This window comes from Streptomyces sp. KR80 (assembly GCF_052245555.1).
Lineage (GTDB): Bacteria > Actinomycetota > Actinomycetes > Streptomycetales > Streptomycetaceae > Streptomyces.
The window spans coordinates 38,021-60,958 of the sequence record NZ_JBQQCD010000013.1 but is presented as its reverse complement, the minus strand read 5'-3'; the positions used below and the strand labels follow the sequence as shown (position 1 = coordinate 60,958).

Genomic DNA, 22,938 nt, shown 5'->3' with positions numbered 1-22,938 from the left:
GGGGCATGGACCGGCGCGACCCGGCCGCCACCCCCGCCATGGCCGCGCACGCCGCGGTACTCGACGCCATCGCCCAGATCGTCACCGCGGCACACCGGCACGGCCGCCAGGTCTCCGTCTCGTCCGGCATCATTGCTCGCCTTCACTGTGATGACGCGAATCGCGCCATCCTTTGCCCGAGCGCCGCGGGCCACGCTGATCGGATCCTGGAGGACACCCCGTATGTCCCTTGAACGCCTGAACCCCGCCGCCTCATCAATCCGACGCTTCGGTCTGGGGCTGGCCGCGGTCGGGCGCCCCGGCTACATCAATCTGGGCCGGGATGCGGACCTGCCCGCCGACCGCTCGGTCGACGTGCTCCGGACCCGTACCCACAAGGTGCTGGACGCCGCCTACGACCGGGGCATGCGGTACGTCGACTCCGCCCGCTCCTACGGCCGGGCCGAGGAGTTCCTCGCCGACTGGCTGCGGACACGCCCCGACGCACAGCATGTGGTGATCGGTAGCAAGTGGGGCTACACCTACACCGCCGACTGGCGCACCGACGCCGAGGTGCACGAGGTCAAGGACCACAGCGCCGCCACCTACGAACGCCAGCTCGCCGAGACGCGTGCACTGCTCAGCACCCGGCTCGACCTTTACCAGATCCACTCGGTCACCCCAGGCAGTCCAGCGCTGACCGACCCCGCGTTGCACAAGCGGCTGGCCGCGCTCGCCGCCGAGGGCGTGACGATCGGACTGTCGACCAGCGGGCCGACCCAAGCGGAAGCCATTCGCGCGGCGCTGACGATCACGGTCGACGGCGAACCGCTCTTCTCCAGCGTCCAGGCCACCTACAACCTGCTCGAACCGTCAGCGGGCGAAGCCCTCGCCGAGGCGCACGCCGCCGGGCGCACGGTGCTGGTCAAGGAGGCGATGGCCAACGGCCGCCTGGCCGATCGCCACGCCACGGGGCCGGACACCGCGGCGCTGCGCGAGATCGCGCAGGAGGCAGGAGCCTCATGCGATGCCGTGGCGCTCGCTGCGGTCGCCGCGCGGCCCTGGGCGGACGTGGTGCTCTCGGGAGCGGCCACGGTCGAGCAACTCACCAGCAACCTCGCGGCGGCCGACCTGCGGCTCGAGCCCGATCAGCTCGAACTGCTGGCCACGCTGACCGAGCCCGCCGAGGCATACTGGGCACAAAGATCACGGCTGGCCTGGACGTAACGGCCGTCATGTGCACCGAGATCCGGGCTCACGGAGCGCTGTTGAGTGTGCTCTCGATCTCCGCCAGCCGGTCGGGCAGCATCTCCCGCAGGTAGTCGGCAGCCAGCGGGAGCGTCTCGGCAGTGATCGCCATCTCCCCGGCCAGCGCCGCGTGGGAGACCTCCTGGACGAACTTGACCCGTTCATAGCGGCGTTGCATGAACGCGTCCAGAGCCTCCTCGACGGAGCGGTTCCCGGCGAGCAGCTCCGCGAGCACGCCGCCGTCCTCCAGGGCCATGGCAGCGCCTTGGGTCAGATGCGGAGTACAGGCGTGCGCAGCGTCGCCGAGCACCACCACGCGCCCCCGGTACCAGGGCGAGGGCAGCAGCACCTCGCTCAATGGGCTGTAGATGATGGCCTCCGGCCCGCCGATGCTGTCCCGCAGCTCGCCGACGAGCCCCTCGTAACCGGCCAGCCGGTCCTTGAGCAGTACGTCGAATCGCGCCGGATCATGATGCGGATTCCCTGGTTCCGGAGTCACATGGAACAGATACATGGTCTTCTCGGACAGCGGGATGACCCCGGCCTTGGTCCCATCACCCTGGAACAGCCGGGTGTTCACGACATCGGCCGGACGCGGTACGGTGACGCGCCACACTCCGAAGCCGGTGTAGACCGGCTTGCAGTCCGGTCCGAACAAGCGCGTCCGCAGCGAAGACTTGACGCCGTCGAAAGCGGCCACGAGATCGTACGATTCGGCTCGCTGTCCGGTGAGAACCACGTCCACCCGGTCACCGGAGTCCTCGAGATCCTGCACCGTGACCCCGAAGGAGATCCGCGCTCCGGCCGCGTCGACCGCAGCGCGGAGGATGCGGTGCAGATCCAGCCGGGAGAGCGCGTTGTTGGCGGGCAGTCCGTCCCCGCCAAGGCGTGAGGGGACTTCGGCGATGAGGTTGCCCCGGTAGTCGTAGAACTCGTAGGCGGAGTACTGGAAGCCGACTGCCAGGCACTCCTCGAGGACGCCGAGCGAGCGCAGCATGCGGAGCGAGTTCGCGGGTTGGTTGATGCCGACGCCGTCTCCGCTCGTTTCGGGCCGGATCTCCACCACATCCACGTCCGCTCCGCGCTGCGCCAGCGCGGCTGCCGCGCCCAGTCCGCCGATGCCGGCGCCCACCACCAGAACCCGTGTCCGCATCGGCTCGCCCTTCATCCGTAGGGTGACCTCGCCCGGCCGCCGGAGCACTGCTCTCTCTCGGCGACGGGCCGGGCGATGCCCGCATCACACGGCTGAGCGGCGGGAACGACCGGATCCCCCGAAGCGGTCCGTGGGACCGACCACTTCTTCGCGGAATCACGCGCCCCACAAGCAGGAATTCCAGCGTAAAAGGGCGCAGCGGGCAGATCAAACGCGGCGCGTGATCGGCTCGGGGGCGCCTTTGGCCAGCTCCCCCACGCCACCCACGAAGCCGTCATCGCCTGGTTGTCTCTCCGCCGGGATCACGCGCGATCTGCCGACCGAAGTCTGGCAATCGTCGGCGGGCCCGGACTCGGCAACGGTCGGTCTCCGCAGCAGCAGCAGCGCCGCGTCGTCGTGCAGCCGACCGCCCACGTGCGCCAGCAGCTCGTCGTGGAGCGCATCGAGCGTACGGGACACGTCGTCCGACACATGCCCGGCCACCCGCTCGACGAGCGGGTAGAACTCACGACCGTGGTTGCGGGCCTCGGTGACCCCGTCGGTGTAGAGCAGCAGCTGGTCGCCGTCGGCGAAGGACCACACCTGGAGGCTCGGGGTCTCGCCGGTGAGGGCACGCAGCCCCAGAGGCGGAGCGGGATGGGTCGGCTCGACAGCCATGACGCCATCGGATTCGCGCACCAGCAGTGGCGGGGCGTGACCGCAGTTGACCACTTCCATGCGCCGGGCACACGGGAACCCGACGACCACGGCGGTGACGAAGTCGTCGGGGGCGAGGTTGCGCGACAGGCTCCGCTCGATCCGGTCGACGACGTCCAGGAGGTCCGGCTCGTCATACGCAGCTTCGCGGAACACGCCGAGCACCAGAGCGGCCGTGCTGACCGCCGGCAGGCCTTTGCCGCGAACATCGCCGACGATCAACCTGACCCCGTACGGGGTGGACACCAGCGCGTAGAGGTCCCCGCCGATGCGGGCCTCCGCGGCAGCGGCGCTGTAGCGGACAGCCACCTCGAACTCACCGACCGTCGCGGGCACGGGCTTGAGGAGCGCATGCTGGGCGGTCTCGGCAACCGAGCGTACGGCTGCCAGTACCCGTTCCCGACGCCGGCGCAGCGCGCCGGCCAGGCTGCTCGCCGACGTCACGGCCACCAGCGCGGACAGTACGATCGCCTGCTCACTGCCCGGCGCACCACCATGGGCGCCGAGCGCGACACCCAGCGCCACGGCGAGGAAGCCCACGAGCAGGACCCCCCAGGGGCCGCTGGTGGCGGAGGCCAGCGCGGGCCCGACGGCGAGCAGCGACAACCAGTGCATCCCGGCGCCGCTGAGGAGGGCGACGAGCGCAACGCAGGAGACGATCAGTACGGGCACCGCGGCGGCGAGATGCGTGGCGCGTGGCAGGGCCGACGCCGAGGTCGAGGACGTCGCAGCCGGCCCTGAGCGGTCATTCGCCCGGGCCGGCTCGACGCGTGAGCCGAAGCTCCGCTTTCTGAACTGCCATGTCGGCTGGCGGTGGCGCTGACGGTCTCGGGCCTGACTCATGTCCTAGCTCGCAGCTCTCTCCTGATCTCGGCGCGTATGCACCTGAACGTCTGTTTCGTTCAGGGAACACGTACCCGCCAGGGGGCCGCAAGGACAGGATTTTCAGATAGTGAGCGAAAGGCCCCTGGTCACGCGGCTCGCTGTCGGAATCAGCCGCGATCGGATCTGATCGAGACGGGAGCGCTGATCCGCCCGGAGCGAGACGCCGAGGGCGCCGAGCTTGTTCCCGCTGTACACGGGCACCGCGACACAGACCGTACCGAGGGCGTACTCCTCCAGGTCCAGGACGGCCGGGGTGGCGGGCGAGGTGTCGAGTCGTCGCAGCAGCTCGGCACGCCGGGTGATGGTGCGGGGTGTGAGGTCGGCGAGCGAGTGCCGGGAGAGGTAGTCGTTGCGGGCCTCGTCGTCCAGCTCGCGCAACACGCATTTGCCCAGCGCGGTGGCGTGCCCGGCGTCCTCGAATCCCACCCAGACGTCGACGCGTGGTGCCCGGGGACCGTCGACGATCTCGGCGACCCGCACCTCACCCTCCTCGTAGAAGGTCAGATAGGCAGCGGCCGACAGTTCGTCCCGCAGGGCGGCGAGCGTGGGACGGATCCGGGTGAGCAGCTGCTGCTCGCGGCTTCCGGCGTGCAGCATGTCCAGCCGGTCGCCGATCACAAACACGCCGTCGTCCAGCTTGCGTACGTATCCGTCGTGCACCAGCGTCCGCAGCAGGTGATAGGTGGTGGCCAGGGGCAGCCCCGTCTCGCGTGCCAGCTGTTTCGCCGGCGCACCGCACTCGTGTGCACCCACGGCTTCCATCAGGCGGAAGGCTCGCTGCACGGAGGTGATGAGGGTCGGGCCCTGCTGAGCACCCATACGTCAAGCTTGCGCCCGGCGCACCGCCCAGGCAACGTCCGGCAGCCGTCACCAGGCGAAACCGAGGGTCCGGCCGGCCCCGTCGTGTCGCTCCGCTTCCGTCCGGTACACGGTCGGTGACCGTCCAGGGATTCCGAACGAGTCGAGGACGGGGCGGGCGAGGACGAGGCGGACCGACGTCACCGATCCGTAAGGCCGGGTGCACTGCCCTGACGGGGGCCTGCCGTTCTAGAGTCGGGCCGATCCCCCGAACATCAGGAGACTCCATGCGTCGCCGCCTGCTCCTCCCGGCCGTCGTGGCCGCCGCACTGCTCACCGTCGCCGGATGCGGAAACGGCGGCGGAACCGATGAAACAGGCGGCACCGACGGCGGCGGGCCCACCGCCACCGCGAGCCCGGAGGCGACGCCGTCCGACAGTGAGACAGCTGACGCGCCGGGCTCCGCGAACGTGCCCGACGCGTTGAAGTTCTCGGCGACCACCGTCGACGGGAAGCCCTTCGACGGCATGACGCTGGCGGGCAAGCCCACCGTGCTGTGGTTCTGGGCCCCTTGGTGCCCCAAGTGCCGTGCGCAGGCACCGGAGACGGCGAAGGTCGCCGAGGCGTTCGACGGCAAGGTCAACGTCGTCGGGGTGGCCGGGCTGGACAAGCCGGCGGCCATGAAGGACTTCGTCGCCTCCACGAAGATCGACGGCTTCCCGAACCTGACCGACGAACCCGGTGGAGTCTGGAAGAAGTTCAAGATCGCCGAGCAGAGCACCTACGTCCTGCTCGACAAGGACGGCAAGACCGTTTTCACCGGCAACCTGCCCGCGGGGAAGGGACTGGCCGACAAGGTCGGCAAGCTCGTCGGCTGATCAACGATGTCCGACCTTCCGCTCGCCCTCGCGCTGTCCGCGGGCATGCTCGCCGCGGTGAACCCCTGCGGGTTCGCACTGCTGCCCGCCTACCTGTCGCTGCTGGTCCTGGGCGACGACTCGCCCACCCGGACCGCGGCCGTCGGCCGCGCCCTGGCCACGACGGCCGCGATGACCGCCGGATTCACGGCCGTCTTCGCCCTCTTCGGCCTGGCCGTCGCCCCGGTCGCCGGCCAGGTCCAGCAGCATCTGCCCTGGTTCACCATCGTCTTCGGCCTGCTGATGGCCGTCCTCGGGGGCTGGCTCCTGGCCGGTCGTGAACTTCCCGCGCTGCTGCCCAAGCTCCGCCGCGCCCCGGCCGTCACCCGCTCCCTGCCCTCCATGGCCCTGTTCGGCGGCGCGTACGCCATCGCCTCCCTCGGCTGCACCATCGCCCCGTTCCTCGCGATCGTGGTCTCCGCGTTCCGCAGCGGGTCGACGCTCGAGGGCGTCGTGCTGTTCGCGGCGTACGCCGCCGGCATGGGCCTGATCGTCGGCGCCGCAGCCCTCTCCGTGGCGCTCACCCGTACCGCCCGAGTGGGCCGCATCCGCCGGCTGGGCGCTGTCGCCGCTCGCCTCGGCGGCGCGCTCCTGCTCGTCGTCGGCGCGTATGTGGCGTACTACGGCTGGTACGAGATCCGGCTTCAGCGCGGCGGCCAGGTCACCGACCCCGTGGTGGACGGTGCGGGCACGGTCCAGCGGTGGCTCGCCGAGACCCTGGACCGCATCGGGGTGCCGGCGCTCGCGGTGCTGCTCGGACTGCTGCTGCTGACCGGCCTGTTCGTCCACCACTACCGCGGACGCCGGGAGAGCCGTCCCGCGCAGCGGCCGACCGCCCCCAAGACGCCGGCCCACGACTCCTAGCCGACCGGATGCCGAGCGGTTCGGCGCGCGGGGTGGCCGATGGCTGGCTAGCGTGACAAACCGGACCATCCGTCGAGCAGGAGAGAGGGCCGGGCCATGGCCGCACAACCTGAGGGCATGCCGTGCTGGGCCGATGCGATGTTCAGCGATCTCGAGGGCGCGAAGAGCTTCTACGGCGACGTGCTGGGCTGGACGTTCGGCGAGGCGTCGTCGGAGTACGGGAACTACACGCAGGCGTACGCGAACGGCAAGGCGGTGGCCGCCGTCGTGCCCCCGATGCCGGGGCAGGAAGGCCAGTCGGCCTGGTGCCTGTACTTCGCGTCGCCGGACGTCGCCGCCGTGGCCGGGCGGATCCGTGACAACGGGGGCGCGGTGCTGATGGAGCCGATGCAGGTCGGCGAGTTCGGTTCGATGCTCCTGGCCCGCGACCCGAGCGGGGTCGTCTTCGGGGTGTGGCAGGCGGGCACCCACGAAGGCTTCGAGGCGAAGGCCGAGCCCGGAGCGTACTGCTGGGCCGAGGTCTTCACCCGGGAGCCGGAGAAGTCGGACGCCTTCTTCCCCGCCGTCTTCCGCTACACGGCGAAGCAGCTGGAGGACGACGCGATCGACTTCAGGCTCTTCTACCTCGGGGACGACGCGGTGCTGGGGCGGATGCAGATGACGGACGACTTCCCGCCCGAGGTCCCGCCGTACGTCAATGTGTACTTCACCGTCGAGGACTGCGACGCGGCGGTGGCGAAGGCGACCGAGCACGGCGGGGTGCTGCGGTTCGGGCCGATGGACACCCCGTTCGGCCGGTTCGCGGTACTGACCGACCCGCAGGGCGCGGCGTTCTCCGTGATCGACATCAGCACGACCGAGGGCGAGATGCCCAAGCTGCACGACGTGTCCTGACGCGGCCTCAGCGGGCGCAACGCGCCATCTCCAGCGGATGTAACAGCTGATACGCAGCACCGGTCGGGCGCCGATCCCGTTCGGCCAGCGTGCCGAAGACCGGCTTGAGCAGCACCTCCGCCCCGTCGTACAGGGCGAGCAGCCCGCCCAGGACGAGCAGCGAGGTGACCGCGTCGTCGGCGAAGCCGCCAGGTTGGCCGCGATGCCGTGCACCCCGATGGCGGTGGTGAAGCCTGCCGCGTACAGCGGCCACGTCTGCCGTATCGGCGTGGACGGCGCGGCGGCCGGCCTGGGCACCGTGGCGACCGGAGCTGCTGTCTCCGTGCCGGCTCTAGAGCTCGACGAGTCGCACTTCGGTGGCCTTGACGCTGACCCAGACGGCGCTGTGCTCGGCCAGACCCAGCTCGGCCGCCGAGGCGGGGGTGATCTCGGCGATGACGTCGGGCGCGGCATCGGCGGTGACCAGGACGCGCATCCGGCTGCCGTGAGCCGTGATCTCGCGGATGGTGCCGGACCAGACGTTGCGGGGGCTGCCGGCAGGGCGTTCGCGATGCAGCGAGACGGCCTCAGGGGCGATCACGGCCAGGGCTTCGGTGCCTTCGGGGAGCGAGTCGGCGGCGACGACCCGGCCGCCTCCCCGCAGCGCGATGCCGCCGGAGACCGCCGTGCCCGGCCAGGCGTTGCTGCCCAGCATCCGCGCCACCCAGGGGGAACGCGGGGAGCGGGTGAGCTCGGCCGGGGGTGCGTCCTGAACGGCCTGACCGTCGTCGAGGACCAGCACGCGGTCGGCCAAGGAGACGGCTTCCACCGGATCATGGGTGACGATGAGGCAGACGCCGCCGAAGCCGGCCAGGTGTTCGCGCAGCGTGTGCCGGACGTGGGTGCGCGTGCTCTGGTCGAGGGCGGCGAGCGGCTCGTCGAGCAGCAGCAGTCGGGGACGGGCGGCCAGCGCGCGGGCCAGGGCGACGCGCTGGGCCTGGCCGCCGGACAACTGGCCCGGTCTGCGGTGGGCCAGGGGGCCAACGCCGAGCCGGTCCAGCCATTCCTGGGCGATCCGCCGCGCCTCCCGCCGAGGGACATGGTGGGCGCGCAGCCCGTAGGCCGTGTTGCCCAGGGCGGTCAGATGCGGGAAGAGCGCCCCCTCCTGGGGGACCCAGGCCACGCCGCGGCGGTGCGGGGGCAGGCCGGAGGCGTCGGCGTGGTCGCCCAGGCGGAGCGCGGTCGTACGGGCGCGGGGGGTGAGGCCGAGCAGGGCGCGCAGGAGGGTGGTCTTCCCGGCTCCGTTGGGGCCGACGACGGCGATGGTCCGACCAGGATCGGCGTCGAGGGTGAGGTGGGTGGATCCGGTGACCTCGGCGTGCAACGACCAGCGCTCCGCGGCCGCGACAGCGGCTGCCCGCACGGCGGACGGCGGCCGCTGCTCGCTCACTTCCACGGCCGCGGCGGGGAGCTCACCCGGCGTCAGGGGGGTGGACGCCCGGCGGCGTACCCGAGACGGTCCCGCCCAGCGGCCGCGCAGGGCGAGCAGCACCACCATCGCGATGGCCAGCAGAAGCAGGGAGACCGACGTCGCCGCCTGCGGCTGGTCCTGAAGGAGGAGATAGACCTGAAGCGGCAGGGTCTGGGTGACGCCCGGGAGGTTGCCCGCGAAGGTGATGGTCGCGCCGAACTCGCCCAGCGCCCGGGCCCAGGTCAGCGCTGCCCCGGCAGCCAGCCCGGGGGCGACCATGGGAAGGGTGACGGTCAGGAACACCCGTATCGGAGGCGCGCCCAGCGACGCGGCGGTCTCCTCGTAGTGGCGGTGCAGACCGGCGAGTGCCCCCTCCAGACTGATCACCAGGAAGGGCATGGCCACGAAGGTGGCAGCGACAACCGCGCCGGGGGTGCTGAAGGGGAGCGTGGTGGCGAACCAGTCCTCCAGCCACCCGCCGAGCAGCCCCCGCCTTCCGAAGGCCAGCAGCAGGGCCACACCGCCCACGGTCGGTGGCAGCACCATCGGTAGCAGCACGAGGGACCGGACGAGCGCCTTGCCGGGGAAGTCCACCCGGGCCAGGAGCCAGGCGAGCGGCACCCCCAGCAGGAGCGACAGGCCCAGTGACCAGGCGGAGACCACCAGCGACAGCTGCAGCGCCTGGGTGACCCCTGGGCTGCTGAGGTGGGCTCCGAGATGCGCCCACGGGGTGCGCGCCAGCACGCCGATCAGCGGCAGGAGCAACAGCGCGACCGCGACCGCCGCCGGTACGGCGAGCGACAGGGGGATGCGGTGGACGAGCGGATGCGGACGCTTCATGCGGGTCACCTGCCGGTTACGGCTTCAGGAAGCCCGCGTCGCGCAGGATCCGCTGGGCCTCCTCGGAGCTCAGCCATGCCACGAAGTCGGACGCCTCGTCGGCGTGCTCGGCGCGCTTGAGGGTCGCCGCCGGATACTCGGCGACGGCGTTCTGCTCCTCGGGGATCTCGACGGCGTCGACCGTGTCCCCCGCTGCAGTGCTGTCGGTGAGGTAGACGATGCCCGCGTCCGCCTCGCCGAGCTCGACTTTGCTGAGCACGCCGCGGACGTTGGCCTCCTGGGAGACCGGCTCCACCGTGACCTTCTGGGCGTCGAGCATCTGTCGGCTGTAGCGGCCGACGGGCACGTCGGGCGCGGCGAGGACGACCTTGAGGTCCGTGTCCGCCAGGTCCTTCAACCCGTCGATCTTCTTCGGGTTGCCCTTGGCGGTGGCGATGACCAGGCGGTTACCGGCGATGATCGTCGGGCGGCCGGTTTCGGCCCGCAGACCCTCGACGGTCTTCGTGTCGGCCGTGACGAGCGCGTCGGCCGGGGCGCCCTGCCGGACCTGTGCGGCGAGTTCCTGCGAGCCGGCGAAGGAGAACGTCACCTTCGTTCCGGGGCGCTCCTTCTCGTACGCGGCGCCCACGTCCTTGAAGACGTCGGTGAGCGAGGCGGCGGCCAGCACGGTGAGCGTGGTCTGGTGCGAGGTCGATCCGGCACCGTGCTTCCCGCCCGGGTCGGAGTCGTTGCCGCAGGCGGCCGCGAAAGGAAGGAGCAGGGCGGCGCTGATCGTGGCTGCGGCGCCACGGATGGCGCGTCGCCGTGCGACGACGAGAGACATGGGAACGTTCTCCTTCATGCTGCGCGAGCAGGGGCTCGCAACGGGTCGACCCTCGCGCACGGGAGACGGCCCGGGCTCAAGGAGCATGCGATCCGACGCCATCAATCGGCCCGGCGGCCACCGGGACCGCGACCGGGCGCTGGTCGGCGGAATCGCCGCCGTCAGGGCCGGTCGATGTGGACGCTGGTGGACTTCACGCGGGCGACGGCCTCCATGCCCACCTCCAGGCCCAGCTCCTCGACGGCTTCGCGGGTGAGCAGCGATACGAGGCGGTGCGGGCCGGCCTGGATCTCCACCTGGGCGGCGACGTCTCCGACTTTGACGGCGGTGACGATGCCGGGGAAGGCGTTCCGGGCAGAGGTGTAGGACGCTTCCTCGTCGTGGGCCGAGCCCTCGGCGAGGGTGACCGAGAAGGCCGCCAGGTCCCGGCCGTCGATCAGCCGGCGCCCCGACTCGTCACGGTGGGTGCGCATCTTCCCGGCGTCCGCCCAGCGCCGCGTGGTGTCCGCGCTGACGCCGAGCAGTCGTGCCGCCTGGCCGATGGTGTAGGACCGCATGCCCGGCACTCTATGGAGCAGATCCTACGATCTGCAAGCTCATCTCGGGATGAGGACAGCAGATGCCAGCGTCATCGGCGCATAGTGCCGCATGTGAGCCCGATCGCATGCCGGGCTCATCCCGGCGATCTCCGCCGGAGGGATCATGGCCCCGGAGGCGGGCGGCGGACACTCTCGGACGTTCCTCCAGCGCTGTCCCAGCAGAGTTCGTAGGCCGTCACGAGGATCGTGGTCAGTGCTTCGCTTGGAGGATCCGTCCGCTGAACTCCCGTGTGACATCGGATGGTTACGAAATTCTGACGTCGAGCTGGCCGCTCTTGATGCGCGGAATCACCGGTGTGACGCTGCGAATCGTCATTGCCCTTGAGCGGAAGCGAGAGAGGAGTCACACCATGCCCGAAGCGACGCTCGACCTCGTCGCGGAGGAAACCTCGGACGACATGCTCTGGATCAGCGACACCATCGCGTCGCCCCAGGCCGCGGGGTCATCCACCGGTTGCAGCAGTTCCTGGAGCTGTGACGGCGGTTGCACCAACCTGGACGACGATCAGGAGTGAGCTGAACCGACCGTGCGGTCCGCGGAGAGACAACGTTGTCCCGGACCGCACGGCCTTCAGACCGGGTGTGGATGCGCGAATTGAAGGAGAGCGGTACGTCGATGGCGCCGACCGAGAGGCGGCCGGAGGCCGCGGCCGCCGAGGACGCGGAGGTGTTCAGCCCACTGGTGGTGCGTCGGTGCGGGATCGGCGTCCGTGAACTCGGGGTACTGGAGGCGCCGCAGACCGGTGCCGCGCTCCGCGCCGCGGAGCAGGAGACCGCGGCGGCCGATGCGCTGGCCGAGGAATTGGTGGAGGGTCTGCACCGGGCCGTTCCCCTCCTGGACCGGGAGCCCCGGCGCGTGGCGCTGCGCGTCAAGCGCAAGATCTTCAACGGGGTCGCCGACGCCCGCACCGCGCAGGACATCCGGCGCCTCACCTCGTGGGCTCCTGCCGCACTCACCAGTGAGCTGCAGAAGTGGCAGCACCGGCAGGAGGCCCTACGGGAGCGGATGGCCATCGCGGAACGCGGCCTGCTGCAGGAGACCCGGGCCTGCGGCAAGGCGCTGCTGGACTCATGGGCCGCACCGGATCGCTCAGCCGCCCTGGCCCTGGCCAGCCCCGTACTGGCCGACCGGCTGCTCAGCGGCGCGGCCGCCAGGCCGGGCCCCGAGGGACGGACCGCGCGCTCCCTGACCTCGTATCTCGCCAGGGCCACGCTCAAGACCAGTCCTTTCGGCGACCTCACGACCGTGGGCCTGGCGTGGACCGACGCCTCGGACCTGCGGGCCGCGCCGCCCGGCGGGCCCAAGAGCCCGGTACGCAGCGCTCGGCTGTCGCGCCCCGTCGCCGTACTCGCCCTGTACGCGCTGGCGGCCCATCCTGCTACCGCGCCGGCCTTCGCCGCGCCGCGACCCGGCCCTGTGCACACCACCCGGTTCGGACCGCTCGCGGTGGTGCGCACCGCACGGTACGGGCACCTGGTCCAGGTCGACTTCGCGCTCACGGACGTACGGCGCCATCTCGACCTGCTCTCCGGGCCCGAGGCCCCGCAGCGACTGGAGGACTGGGCGCGCCTCGATCCCGGCGGGCTGCGCCGCCTGTTGGAACTCGGTCTGGCCGTGCTGCCCGCGCCCTGGGACGCGAGCCACGACGCCGTCCCCTTCGGCGCACTGGCCGAGGTGCTCGAATCCCTTGGCGAGCCTGCTGCATTGGAGCCCTGCCGCCAACTGGCCGCCCTGGAGCGGGACTACGCCACCCTGGGCGCGGCGCAGCGCGTCGCCGCCGATCGCCGGACCCGGATCTGGGTCAAGGATGTGCTGGAGTCGGCGGGTGCTCCGGCGCCGGGCTGGCTGGCGACGGCTGCCCTGTGGCACGAGGCCGTGCAGACGCCAGGGGAGGATCTGCTCCTGCCCCGGTCCGTACGGGAGGACCTGGCCCGGGCCGTCGCGGCGCAGGCCGGGGCGGGCATCGTCCTGAATCCGCTGTACAGCGGTCTTGTCGCGGCGTTCCGCCGAACGTACGGGACGGGCGGCCGGTGCACCGGTGTGATGGAGTTCCTCGCGGAGTTCCTGCGCCATCCGCGTACGGCCCATGAGGCCGAGTCCCCCTCCCCCGCCGCGTCCCCCAGGCCGGGACCGGTCGGGGGCCATGGCACGGTGGCGCCACCGATCGCCCTGGTGTACGCGCAGATCGCCGCGGACAGCGCGGCCCATATGGCCGACGGTGACTACCGCCTGGTCGTCAACCAGCTCCACACCGGAGGACTCGGCGTCCTCGCCCGCTGGCACCGGCTCGGCCGTCCCGGCCTGCTTATCACCGAACGCCTGCCGCGATGGCTGGCCGCCGCGTCGCCCGGTTGCAGGCTGCTGCAGCTTCCCATGGGCGGCGAACTCACCGAGACCCAGCATGTGTCGAGTGCACTGCTCCCCGCCGTGCACTGGTACGGACAACAGCGGGGGTCCGGCGCGCTTCCCATCGACGCGCTGCGCCTGCACCACGACCCGGGCACCGACACCCTGCAGCTGACCGACGCGGCCGGAACTCCGGTGGTGCTGCACTATCTGGCCGTCGCCATACCCGCGCACATGTCCCCGCTCAGCAGGCTGCTGCTCCTGCTCTCCGACCCCTGGCTGATGCCGATGCTGTTACCGCACCAGCCACCCCCGGCCCCGGCGCGCACCGGCCCGGTCACCCATGTGCCGAGAACCGAGTACGGCCGGGTGGTCCTGCGCCGCGCCGAGTGGCACATCGACGGCGGCGCGGTGCCTCGGCCCACGGCCGGTCAGCAGCTGACGGCCCGTCATCTGCTCCAGCTGCGCCGGTGGTTCACGGCGCACGGCATCCCGGTCGAGGGGTTCATCCGACCGTACACCGACAACGGAGCCGTGGGACATGACGCCAAGCCCGCCTGGTTCAGTCTCGAGCACCCGCACACCGTGACCGCCGCGCTGCTGCCGGCGCTCGCCGCGCCCCGCGTCCGTATCGCCGAAGCGCTGCCCAGCCGCGCTCAGCACTGGGTGCGGGGGCCGGACGGAGAGCCGTACGCCACCGAGCTCACCGCGCTCGTACGCTGTCCGCAGGGGCCGGGAAGAGCGGTGGGCCGCCATGCGTGACTGGCTGTACTACCGGCTGTTCCCTCAGCCGGCCGAGACCAACGCCCCGCCGGCACACGACACGAAGACGCGCGACGGGACGCCCGGCGCGGATCCGCTGGGGCCGCCGCTGTCCCGCCTCGTCCCGCCCCTGGTGAAGCGACTGCGCGCGGCGGACCCGCCGGGCAGCTGGTTCTTCATCCGGTACGCCGACCGGACCGGAGCCCATCTGCGCCTCAGGCTGCGGTCAACCCCCGAAGTCCTCGACTGGCTCGAACGTTCGCTGCTGGCCGCGTCCGCCCGACGCGGCCTGCCGGCGATGCTCGACTACTACGAGCCCGAGGCGCACAAGTACCCCGGCTTACGAGGAGTCGAGCGTGCGGAGCGGGTCTTCCACGCCTCCAGCGACTTCGTCCTGGATCTGCTCGGCGGCGCCGGCAGTGTCGGGGCCGCCACCCGGGTTCCACTGGCGGTGCTGCACCTTCGCCAGGTGATCGCGCTGGTGCCGCCACCGGCGCGGGCCTCCTTCCTCACCTCGTACTGGCGGTACTGGACCAGTGGTCTGCAGCCGGACCGCCGCGCGCACCTGGCGGCGTGGGCGGACGGCAGCGGGTCCCGGACGCTGCAGGCCGCGGCCCGTATCCGGCTGCCGGATCGGGCCCGCACCGGCTGGCAGCGCTACCTGGACCTGCTGCGCGACGTCGCGGTCGAGCGGCGTCTCACCGACGAGGCGCCCCGGGACCACCTCCTGCTCCACCACGCCCATCTGACGCACAACCGGCTCGGCATCCCGATGGCCGCGGAAGCCGCCGCGGCCAGGACACTGCGCACCGCGCAGGGTACGGACGGGGAATTCCCCGTCCCCCTGCACGTGAAGGAGGCGACCGGGCGATGAACGCGTTCGAGCCACCGTCCGGCGGCCCCGGGCCCGCCGCCGATCCGCTGCTGCGGATGGTGTCGCCCTTGGGCGGGCTGGTCGGCGGCGTGCACCGGTACCGCGACGTGCCGGGCGAGCCCGCGGTGCCCCTGTGCGGTGCCGCGCTGGGCGACGTCACCCAGGCTCTGCCCCCGCTCGCCGCCCACCCCGCCTCCCGGCGCGCGGCGGACGGGCTCGACGGATCCGGCGGAGCCGCCGACCCCGAGGACGCCCGCCGACTCGCCGTCGCGGAGGCGCTGGAGCGGTACTGCGCAGCCGCGTTCAGCCCCGAGCAGCTGATCACCGCCACCGCGGCCGAGCTCGGTCCCGAAGCCCTCGACCTCGACACCCTGCCCCGGCTCTCCGCGGCGGAACTCGCCCTGCCCGGGCAACGGCTCAGGGCACCGGACCGCACCGCGCCCCTGCGGTGGATCCGCGGGATACGGCTGCACGACGCCCGTCCGCTGTGGATTCCGGCGGTCCACGTCCATCTGACCGCGTACGCCACCACGCCCCAGGAGGCGATCACCCACCCGATCAGCACCGGCTGCGCCGGGCACACCGACCCCCATCTGGCGCTGGCCAAAGGGCTGTGCGAGGTGATCGAGCGAGACGCGATCGCGCTGACCTGGCTGCAGATGCTGCCCTTGCCGCGGATCGTCCCGATCGGCCTGCCGGACCACGCGGCCGCGATGCTGGCCCGCTTCGAAGGCCATCCGGGCATCCGGATCGAACTCTTCGACGCCACCACCGACATCGGGGTGCCCACCGTCTACGCGGTGCGGATCGCCGAGCACAGCAGCCGGTTCCGTACGGTGGTCGCCTGTTCCACCGAGCCGGACCCGGCCGAAGCCGTCGTCAAGGTGGTCCGGGAGGCGATCTCCTGCCGCTTCGCCTACGGGTCCGTGCCCGAACGGGACGTCGGCATCGACGAGTTCACCGAGACCTTCGACGGAGCGCTCTACATGGCGCGGGCCGAGCATGCGAAGGCCTTCGACTTCCTGCTGCGTACCCCGTCGGCGCACCGCTTCTGCGCGCTCCCGCGCCTCGACCACACCCGGCCGGAGCGGCTCCTCGCCGACCTCGTGGACCGGTTGCTGGCCGCCGGGTACCCGGCGTACGCCGTGGACCTGAGCACCGACGAAGCCAGGGAGGCGGGCGTCACCGTGGTGCGGACGCTGGTGCCGGGACTGCAGCCGCTGTCCTTCGTCCACCGCGCCCAGTACCGCGCCCATCCGCGGCTCTACGAGGGGCCGCGGCGGGTGGGCCACCGCGTCAGGGCGGAAGCCGAACTCAACCCGTGGCCACAGCCGTTCGCGTGAACCACGAAAGGAAGCGAGAGTCGCGCGTGAGTTCCCCACAGACCCGGGTATCCGGCCGTACGGCCGGTGTGCTCGTGGTCCACTCAGGAGACTTCGGCGCCGCCGTGGCCGCCGAACTGGCCTGCGCCCTGCCCTCGGTAGTGAGCGTCGGTGCGGAGCCCGGGACGGCGGACCCGGCGGTCTGGCCGGACGCGGAGTTCGTCGTACCCGCCACCAGCTGCCCACGGACCGACCTGGAACAGGCGGTGGACGCCTGGGCGCTGACGCGCCGGGCCACCGTCGTCCCGGTCTCCCTCGAACACCCTCAGCTGCGCATCGGCCCGGCGCTGAACCCCTCGACCACCGCCACCCTGGACTGTCTGCGCCGCCGGTTCGCCCAGCACGCACCGGACCGGGCGCTGCAACGGCAGGCGAACGAGGCGTACGGCGGGGCCGCGGGCGCGGCCGTCGCGGGAGCGCCCCGCGGCTATCCGCACAGTCTGGCGGTGTTCGCCGCCCAGTGGGTCCTGGCGGTCCGGCAGCGGCTGGACGGCGGCGACGAGCGCGATCTGCAGCAGGTGCGGCTGCTACACGTGCACACCCTGCAGATGCGCTCGGCCCACCTGATCGGCTGCCACGGAAACGCCCGGTCGCCGAGGCGGGGCCGGGAGAGCGAACGGTCGTACGCCGATCTGCTGCCCCTGGTGCAACGCCTCGGCGCCCGGCGGGAGGTGCGCGGATGACCGCCGACGGGACCGTCAGCGCGGCGGCCATGCTCTACGCCACTCAGCAGGATCCCCAGTTCCGGGTGCCGCACCGGCCGCGTACGCTCCCCGGCCTGACGCGGCTGGCCCTGCCGGGCGCCCACGTCGTGGACGGCGCCGTCCGCCGCCAGGTGTTCACCGGCGAGGCCGCCGCGGATCTGCTGCCGCGGCTGCTGGACGCCATGGACGGAAGCCGGGACTGCGCCGCTCTCGCGCAGCTGCTCGGGATCCCCGAGCCGCAGGTGCGCCAGGCCGTCGCCCTGCTGTACACCCGGGGACTGGTGGAGGACGGAGCGGACCCGCCCGCCGAGGATGACCCGCTGTCCATGTGGGTGGGCAGGTCGCTGGACACCACGCGTCGGCACCGGAGTGTCCATGCCGCACTGCGCGCACTGGACACGGCCCCGGTCACCGTCGTCGGCGACCCGGAGCTGGGCGAGCAACTCGCCGCAGAGCTGGCCGCCGTACGGGTGCGCGCCGTGTACACCAAGGACGCCGATGCCACGGACCCCGTCGTCGAGCAGGCCAGCTTGGTGGTGGCGGTCATCGGCGGCGAGGAGCCGGTCGCCTGGCTCACCGGCATTGACGAACAGCTCGCCGCACGGGGCCAGGTCTGGCTGCGCGTCGCCGTGACGGAGGCGGCGCTGGAGCTCGGGCCGCGCTTCGACCGGCGTACGGTCGTCCCCTACGGGCTGTGGCGGTCCACGACGCCCGCGGCTCCCGGCACGGAGCGGTCTCCGGGCGCGGGACGGTCTCCGGGCGCGGGGCGGGCACTTGGCGTCCATGGCGGGCAGCAGGCTGCCGCCGCACGGCAGACCCACGGCCCGCTCGGCGCGGCGGCAGTCGCTCTCGCCGCGACCGAGATCCTGCACCTGACCGCGGGGATCGGCACTCCCCGCACCCTCAAGCGCTGCGTGCGGATCGACCTGGCGGACTGGACGGCGCAGGAACTGCCGGTCACCGTCGGCCCGTGCCCGGTCGAAGGCACCGGCCGCAGCTCGGTCGCCCCCGCCTACGACCATGAAGTGCGCTTTCCTCCCCGGGACCTGACGGAACCCAAGGCCCACCAGCAGCACTACGCCCCCGCCAATCTGGCCAAGCAGCGCGAGCGCCGCGCCTTCGTCTCCCATCCGCGCCTCGACCTGCCCCAGGTGCGTCCGCGCGACCTCACCCGCGTCGCGGCGGACGGCGCGACGCAGCCGACCGCTCAGTCTGCGCAGACGGCGCAGACGGCGCAGACGACGCTGCGAGAACTGGCCTGCATCCTGCGCTTCTCTCTGGGCATCCGGGACGAGACACACCAGCGGGTGCGGCGCTACGCCCCCACTGGCGGCAACCTCGGCTCACCAGTGGGGCATCTGATCGCACTCGACCTGCCCGGGATTCCAGCCGGGGTGCATGCCTACGACCCGTACGACCACGCGCTCATGGCGGTGCGCGCATGCTCCGGCGAGGCGGACGGTACGCGGCTGCGCCAGGCGCTCGGCCTACGGCAGGAAGCGCCCGACCGGGCGGCGCTCGTGCTCAGCGCCGAACTCCCGCGTCTGCTGGGCAAGTACGGCGCTTTCGGGCTGCGCCTGGCGCTGCTCGACGCCGGCGTGGCGCTGCATCACGCCACCCGTACCGCTGCCGCCGTCGGCTGGCGGGCGGCTCCGCGCGAGCGGGCGGACCACGCCGAACTCGCCCGGTTGCTCCACCTGGACCCGGAGAACGAGCCGGTCACCGCGGTGATCGGACTGTCCCATGAGGAGAACCGTTGATCTCGGACAACCGCGTGCCGCCCCCGCCCACGCCCCCGCACGAGCTGGTGCCCTCGCTGCTCGCCGAGTTGTCCGCGTATCCGTCCGCTGCTGTGGGCGATGAAGACGTGCTGCCGCACAGCGGCGAGGAGAACCCGGCCGCCTTGGCGGCAGCGCTGGAGCGACGCCACTCGGCGCACACCTTCGCCACCGCTCCGCTGCCGGGCGATGCCCTGGAGCGGCTGCTCGCCGAAGCCGGACGAGCGGCGCACAGCGGCTGGCCCGACGCGGCGCGCTTCCCCGTCGGGGTCGTCGTCCTCGCCCTGCGCGTGACCGGCGTGGCGCGCGGCTTCCACCGCTACGACACCGCTACCGACACGCTCCGCCACGTCTCGGACGCCGACTTCGACCCCGCCGACGCCGTACTGCAACGCGAGTTCGCCCACGCGGCAGCCGTGCTCGTCACACACGGCCCGGTGCCCGCCGCCGTACGCCACGACGGGGCGCACGGCTATCGCAGACTGCTGTTGCGCGGTGCGGCCGCCGTTTCTGCCGCTTGGCTGGGCGCCGCCCGGGAGTCGCTCGCGGCGTGCGGCTTCGCCGGGCTGCTACCCGATGTGCTGCGCACCCACGGCGTCGTCGACGTGGACGAGGACATCCCGCTACTGGCCCTCGCCGTCGGCCTGCCGGAGCCGCCGGGCGGTGATGCCGGCGACCGCTCGAACGGTGGCCAGGGTGGCAGGGCCACCCGGGACCAGGGAGCCGCGGCATGTACGACGTGATAGTCGTCGGCGCGCGCTGCGCCGGCGCGGCCACGGCACTGCTGCTCGCGACCGCAGGACGCAGGGTCCTCGTACTGGACAAGGCCTCGTCGCTGGGCGATGTCCTCTCGACGCATCTGATCCTGCCGCACGGCGCCGGGCGGCTGGCCCGCTGGGGGCTGCTGCCCGCACTGGAGGAGTCCGGCTGCCCGCCGGTGCGGCACTACACGCACGAGATCCCCGGCATCCGGTTCGGCGGCCCGATTCCGCCCGTCCCGTGGGACAACCCCGTTCACGCCACCTTCGGCCCCTTCGCCCACCACACTCGCGCGGTGCCGCTCCCGGGGGTGACACCGCCCCCGGCCGGCGTCGTCTGCTACTGCCCCCGGCGGCGGTTCCTGGACCCGTTGCTCGCGGAGGCCGCGGCCTCGGCCGGCGCGGAGGTGCGCACCGGGCACGCCGTGACGGACCTCCTCGTCGACGGCGGACGCGTCAGCGGGGTCGTCTGCCGCACCCCTTCCGGCCGCACCGAACGGATCTCCGCGCGCCTGGTGGTCGGCGCCGACGGGATGCGCTCCACGGTCGCCCGCCTGGTCCGCACCGAGCAGTACCACGTCCGCCCGAGACAGACCTGCGCCTACTACACATACTGGAGCGGCCTGGCGGCCGAGGGCGCCGAGAGCTACTGGTCGCCAGGGCGCATGATCGCCGCCGTGCCCACCCACGACGGCCGCACGGTGGTGACCGCCTACTTCCCGCAGTCGGAGTACGACCTGGTCAGGCGCGACGCCCAGGAGGCATATCTGCGCGGCGTCCGAGCGTGCGCCCCCGGGCTCGCCGAGCGCCTGGAGCGCTGCGAGCAGACGGATCGCCTCCACGGCACCGGCGATCAGCGGAACTTCTTCCGCCGGGCCTGGGGCCCGGGATGGGCACTGGTCGGCGACGCGGGGCACCACAAGGACTCGATCACCACCCAGGGCATGACCGACGCCTTCCAGCAGGCGGAAGCGCTCGCCGTACGGCTCAGCACGGTCGAGTTCGGCGACCCGGCCTCCCTGGACACCGCGCTGGCCGGATTCGCCGACGACCGCGACGCCGATCTCAAGGCGCACTACGAGTACACGATGGTGTGCTGTCGACTCGACCCGAGCGGTCAGGCACCGATGTTCCGGGCCATCGCCGACGATCCCGTACTCACCGAGCTGTTCCTCAGATTCACCTTCGGACTCATCACCTTCGACACGTTCGTGAACAGTCCCCAGGCCCGCGCCGCACGTGAGCGGCACGAGACATCCCAGGCGACCTCCCCATCCCCCGACCCGACATCCCCGGACAGCGAAGGACCCGCACTGCCATGACCAGAGGCTTCAAGAAGCGGCACGCCCTGCCCTGTCAGGACAAGCTGCGCGAACTCTCCGAAGGGCTTCCCGCATCGGACGCCCGCGCCCTCGCCGCCCTCCTCCCCCAGCGGCCGAGGACCGGGGCCCGGAGCCGCTGGCGCCCGCCGTTCCCGGACCCGGAGCGGGCCCGGACGGCGGGGCCGGACCACCGTCCGCGGGACGACGACCCGCAGGCCATCCGGCGGATCGGAGTGATCGGCGGAGGAACGGCCGGCTATCTGACCGCACTGGCGCTGCGCGCCGCCCGGCCCTGGCTGGACGTGACCGTGGTGGAGTCGAGCCGGATACCGATCATCGGCGTCGGCGAGGCCACCACACCACCGTTCACCACGTTCCTCCACCACTACATCAACATCGACCCGGTCGACTTCCACGCACAGGTACGGCCGACCTGGAAGCTCGGCATCAATTTCGACTGGGGCCCGTACGAGGACGGCTTCATGGCGCCGTTCGACTGGGCCGAGAATTCCATCGGCGTGCTGGGCTCGCTGGCCGCCGAGGGGCATCCCGACGCCTTCACCCTCCAGTCCCTCTTCATGCGGTCGAGGAGAGTGCCGGTGTTCCGTGACGGCGACGGGCAGCACACCTCCCTGATGGACGCCATGCCGTTCGCCTACCACCTGGAGAACAGGGCCTTCGTCCGCTATCTGACCGGCCTGGCCCGCGAGCGCGGCATCGGGCACCTGGACGCCGAGATCGGCCGGGTGGAGCTCAGCGGCCCCGAGTGGGTCGAGGCCCTGCACACCAAGGACGGGGGGCGGCTGGAGTTCGACCTGTACATCGACTGCACGGGTTTCCGCTCGCTGCTGCTCGGCCAGGCGCTCGGCACGAAATACCTCAGCTATTCCGACAGCCTCTTCGTGGACTCCGCGCTGACCGGATTCGGGCCGCAGAGCGAGGCCATGGAGCCGTACACCGCCGCGCACACCATGGACGCCGGATGGTGCTGGAGCATTCCGGTGCCGGAAGAGGACCACCTCGGGTACGTCTACTCCTCCGCGCACCTCCCGGACGACAAGGCCGCCGAAGAGATGGCCAAGCGATTCCCAGAAGTCGACCTGAGCGGCTCCCGCACCATCCGGTTCCGGGTCGGGCGGTACGAGGAGATGTGGCGCGGCAACGTCATCGCGATCGGCAACTCCTACGGCTTCGTGGAACCCCTCGAATCCAGCGCTCTGCTGATGATCTCGATGACCCTGATGTCGTTGATCCCGATGCTTCCGGCGTCCTGGAGCGGCCCCGGCCCGCACGCGGTGATGAACGGCATGACCGCTCAGCGCTGGGACGGGCTGCGCTGGTTCCTGGCCCTCCACTACAAGTTCAACCAGCGCCGTGACACCGCCTTCTGGCGCGACGCGTGGTCCACCACCGACGTCTCCGGCATCCAGCCGCTGCTGGACGTCTTCGAAGACGGTGCGCCGCTCCACCTCCGCGACCCCAACACACGGCGGGCCGTCGGTACGGTCTCACCGACCTTCTACGACCTCGCGGGCGTGGACTGCCTGCTCCTCGGCCAGCAGTACCCCTGCCGGCTCCTCACCAGTGCGGAACCCCTCGCAGGGTGGCAGGCCCGCAGGACGGCAGCCGACGCACTGGTCCGGCGGGGCCTGACACAGCGCCAGGCTCTGGAGGCCTTCACCACCGACCCGGAACTCATGGACAGCCTGGTGTACGGCCCGAACAGCTGGGTGACGCGCTTCGCAGACTTGGGCTGCGTCACGTCCTGACCCAGCCGGGCCCGAAGCGCCCGCAGTCGGTCTCCCGGGCCTGCAGGCATCGCGCAGCTCCGGGAGACCGCCCTCGGGCACGGGGATGGTCCACAC

Annotated in this window: 21 protein-coding genes; 14 read left to right on the top strand and 7 right to left on the bottom strand. The window is 71.9% G+C overall.

Annotated features, from left to right (window positions below; translation table 11 throughout):
* Positions 1–5 precede the first annotated feature (5 nt).
* Positions 6–233: a hypothetical protein gene (locus ACTWQI_RS19225; RefSeq protein ID WP_443272004.1), complete on the top strand. Its 228-nt coding sequence runs from the start codon at positions 6–8 to the stop codon at positions 231–233.
* Positions 223–1,206, top strand: a complete 984-nt coding sequence (locus tag ACTWQI_RS19220; RefSeq protein WP_443272002.1) for an aldo/keto reductase — start codon at positions 223–225, stop codon at positions 1,204–1,206. Before ACTWQI_RS19225 ends, ACTWQI_RS19220 begins: the two co-directional genes overlap by 11 nt.
* 28 nt (positions 1,207–1,234) lie before the next feature.
* Here ACTWQI_RS19220 and ACTWQI_RS19215 read toward each other — a convergent pair whose 3' ends face one another.
* From ACTWQI_RS19215 to ACTWQI_RS19205, 3 genes are all read right to left on the bottom strand, one after another.
* The gene (locus tag ACTWQI_RS19215) at positions 1,235–2,380 is read right to left on the bottom strand and encodes an FAD-dependent monooxygenase (protein ID WP_443272000.1); all 1,146 of its coding nucleotides are present in this window, start codon (positions 2,378–2,380) and stop codon (positions 1,235–1,237) included.
* 207 nt (positions 2,381–2,587) lie between these two features.
* Entirely contained in the window at positions 2,588–3,919 is a 1,332-nt protein-coding gene (locus ACTWQI_RS19210; protein ID WP_443271999.1) for a PP2C family protein-serine/threonine phosphatase, read from the bottom strand.
* 102 nt (positions 3,920–4,021) lie between these two features.
* Complete coding sequence (locus tag ACTWQI_RS19205; protein WP_443271998.1) at positions 4,022–4,780, bottom strand: IclR family transcriptional regulator; 759 nt, start codon at positions 4,778–4,780, stop codon at positions 4,022–4,024.
* Between the two features lie 266 nt (positions 4,781–5,046).
* Between ACTWQI_RS19205 and ACTWQI_RS19200 the strand changes: the two genes are divergently transcribed.
* The 3 genes from ACTWQI_RS19200 (at position 5,047) to ACTWQI_RS19190 (ending at position 7,434) form a co-directional block, all read left to right on the top strand.
* Positions 5,047–5,637, top strand: a complete 591-nt coding sequence (locus ACTWQI_RS19200) for a redoxin domain-containing protein (protein ID WP_443271996.1) — start codon at positions 5,047–5,049, stop codon at positions 5,635–5,637.
* A gap of 6 nt (positions 5,638–5,643) precedes the next feature.
* The gene (locus ACTWQI_RS19195; protein WP_443271995.1) at positions 5,644–6,540 is read left to right on the top strand and encodes a cytochrome c biogenesis CcdA family protein; all 897 of its coding nucleotides are present in this window, start codon (positions 5,644–5,646) and stop codon (positions 6,538–6,540) included.
* A gap of 96 nt (positions 6,541–6,636) precedes the next feature.
* Positions 6,637–7,434, top strand: a complete 798-nt coding sequence (locus tag ACTWQI_RS19190) for a VOC family protein (protein WP_443271993.1) — start codon at positions 6,637–6,639, stop codon at positions 7,432–7,434.
* A gap of 7 nt (positions 7,435–7,441) precedes the next feature.
* Here the strand turns inward: ACTWQI_RS19190 and ACTWQI_RS19185 are convergent, their stop codons facing one another.
* The 4 genes from ACTWQI_RS19185 to ACTWQI_RS19170 all read right to left on the bottom strand — a co-directional run bounded on the left by ACTWQI_RS19185 (position 7,442) and on the right by ACTWQI_RS19170 (position 11,104).
* Positions 7,442–7,687 carry a hypothetical protein gene (locus ACTWQI_RS19185; RefSeq protein ID WP_443271991.1) on the bottom strand — a complete coding sequence of 82 codons (246 nt, stop codon included), beginning with the start codon at positions 7,685–7,687 and terminating at the stop codon, positions 7,442–7,444.
* Positions 7,688–7,765: 78 nt separating this feature from the next.
* Positions 7,766–9,724, bottom strand: a complete 1,959-nt coding sequence (locus ACTWQI_RS19180) for an ABC transporter permease (protein WP_443271989.1) — start codon at positions 9,722–9,724, stop codon at positions 7,766–7,768.
* 16 nt (positions 9,725–9,740) lie between these two features.
* Complete coding sequence (modA, locus tag ACTWQI_RS19175) at positions 9,741–10,547, bottom strand: molybdate ABC transporter substrate-binding protein (protein ID WP_443271987.1); 807 nt, start codon at positions 10,545–10,547, stop codon at positions 9,741–9,743.
* Positions 10,548–10,708: 161 nt separating this feature from the next.
* Positions 10,709–11,104: a TOBE domain-containing protein gene (locus ACTWQI_RS19170; protein WP_443271986.1), complete on the bottom strand. Its 396-nt coding sequence runs from the start codon at positions 11,102–11,104 to the stop codon at positions 10,709–10,711.
* Positions 11,105–11,496: 392 nt separating this feature from the next.
* Here ACTWQI_RS19170 and ACTWQI_RS19165 point away from each other — a divergent pair, with 392 nt between their 5' ends.
* The 9 genes from ACTWQI_RS19165 (at position 11,497) to ACTWQI_RS19125 (ending at position 22,842) form a co-directional block, all read left to right on the top strand.
* Positions 11,497–11,661: a hypothetical protein gene (locus ACTWQI_RS19165; protein WP_443271985.1), complete on the top strand. Its 165-nt coding sequence runs from the start codon at positions 11,497–11,499 to the stop codon at positions 11,659–11,661.
* 71 nt (positions 11,662–11,732) lie between these two features.
* Positions 11,733–14,255 carry a lantibiotic dehydratase gene (locus ACTWQI_RS19160; protein ID WP_443271983.1) on the top strand — a complete coding sequence of 841 codons (2,523 nt, stop codon included), beginning with the start codon at positions 11,733–11,735 and terminating at the stop codon, positions 14,253–14,255.
* On the top strand, positions 14,248–15,129 hold the full coding sequence (locus ACTWQI_RS19155; protein ID WP_443271982.1) for a thiopeptide-type bacteriocin biosynthesis protein: 882 nt from the start codon (positions 14,248–14,250) through the stop codon (positions 15,127–15,129). Before ACTWQI_RS19160 ends, ACTWQI_RS19155 begins: the two co-directional genes overlap by 8 nt.
* A complete protein-coding gene (locus ACTWQI_RS19150; protein WP_443271981.1) occupies positions 15,126–16,472 on the top strand; it encodes a YcaO-like family protein in 1,347 nt (448 codons plus the stop codon). Before ACTWQI_RS19155 ends, ACTWQI_RS19150 begins: the two co-directional genes overlap by 4 nt.
* 26 nt (positions 16,473–16,498) lie before the next feature.
* A complete protein-coding gene (locus ACTWQI_RS19145) occupies positions 16,499–17,194 on the top strand; it encodes a hypothetical protein (protein ID WP_443271979.1) in 696 nt (231 codons plus the stop codon).
* A complete protein-coding gene (locus ACTWQI_RS19140) occupies positions 17,191–18,975 on the top strand; it encodes a hypothetical protein (protein ID WP_443271978.1) in 1,785 nt (594 codons plus the stop codon). The genes ACTWQI_RS19145 and ACTWQI_RS19140 overlap by 4 nt, the downstream gene beginning before the upstream one ends.
* Entirely contained in the window at positions 18,972–19,736 is a 765-nt protein-coding gene (locus ACTWQI_RS19135; RefSeq protein ID WP_443271976.1) for a nitroreductase family protein, read from the top strand. Before ACTWQI_RS19140 ends, ACTWQI_RS19135 begins: the two co-directional genes overlap by 4 nt.
* Positions 19,724–21,073, top strand: coding sequence for an NAD(P)/FAD-dependent oxidoreductase (locus ACTWQI_RS19130; protein WP_443271975.1), 1,350 nt, complete (start codon positions 19,724–19,726; stop codon positions 21,071–21,073). Before ACTWQI_RS19135 ends, ACTWQI_RS19130 begins: the two co-directional genes overlap by 13 nt.
* Complete coding sequence (locus ACTWQI_RS19125) at positions 21,070–22,842, top strand: tryptophan 7-halogenase (protein ID WP_443271973.1); 1,773 nt, start codon at positions 21,070–21,072, stop codon at positions 22,840–22,842. The genes ACTWQI_RS19130 and ACTWQI_RS19125 overlap by 4 nt, the downstream gene beginning before the upstream one ends.
* Positions 22,843–22,938: the final 96 nt, after the last annotated feature.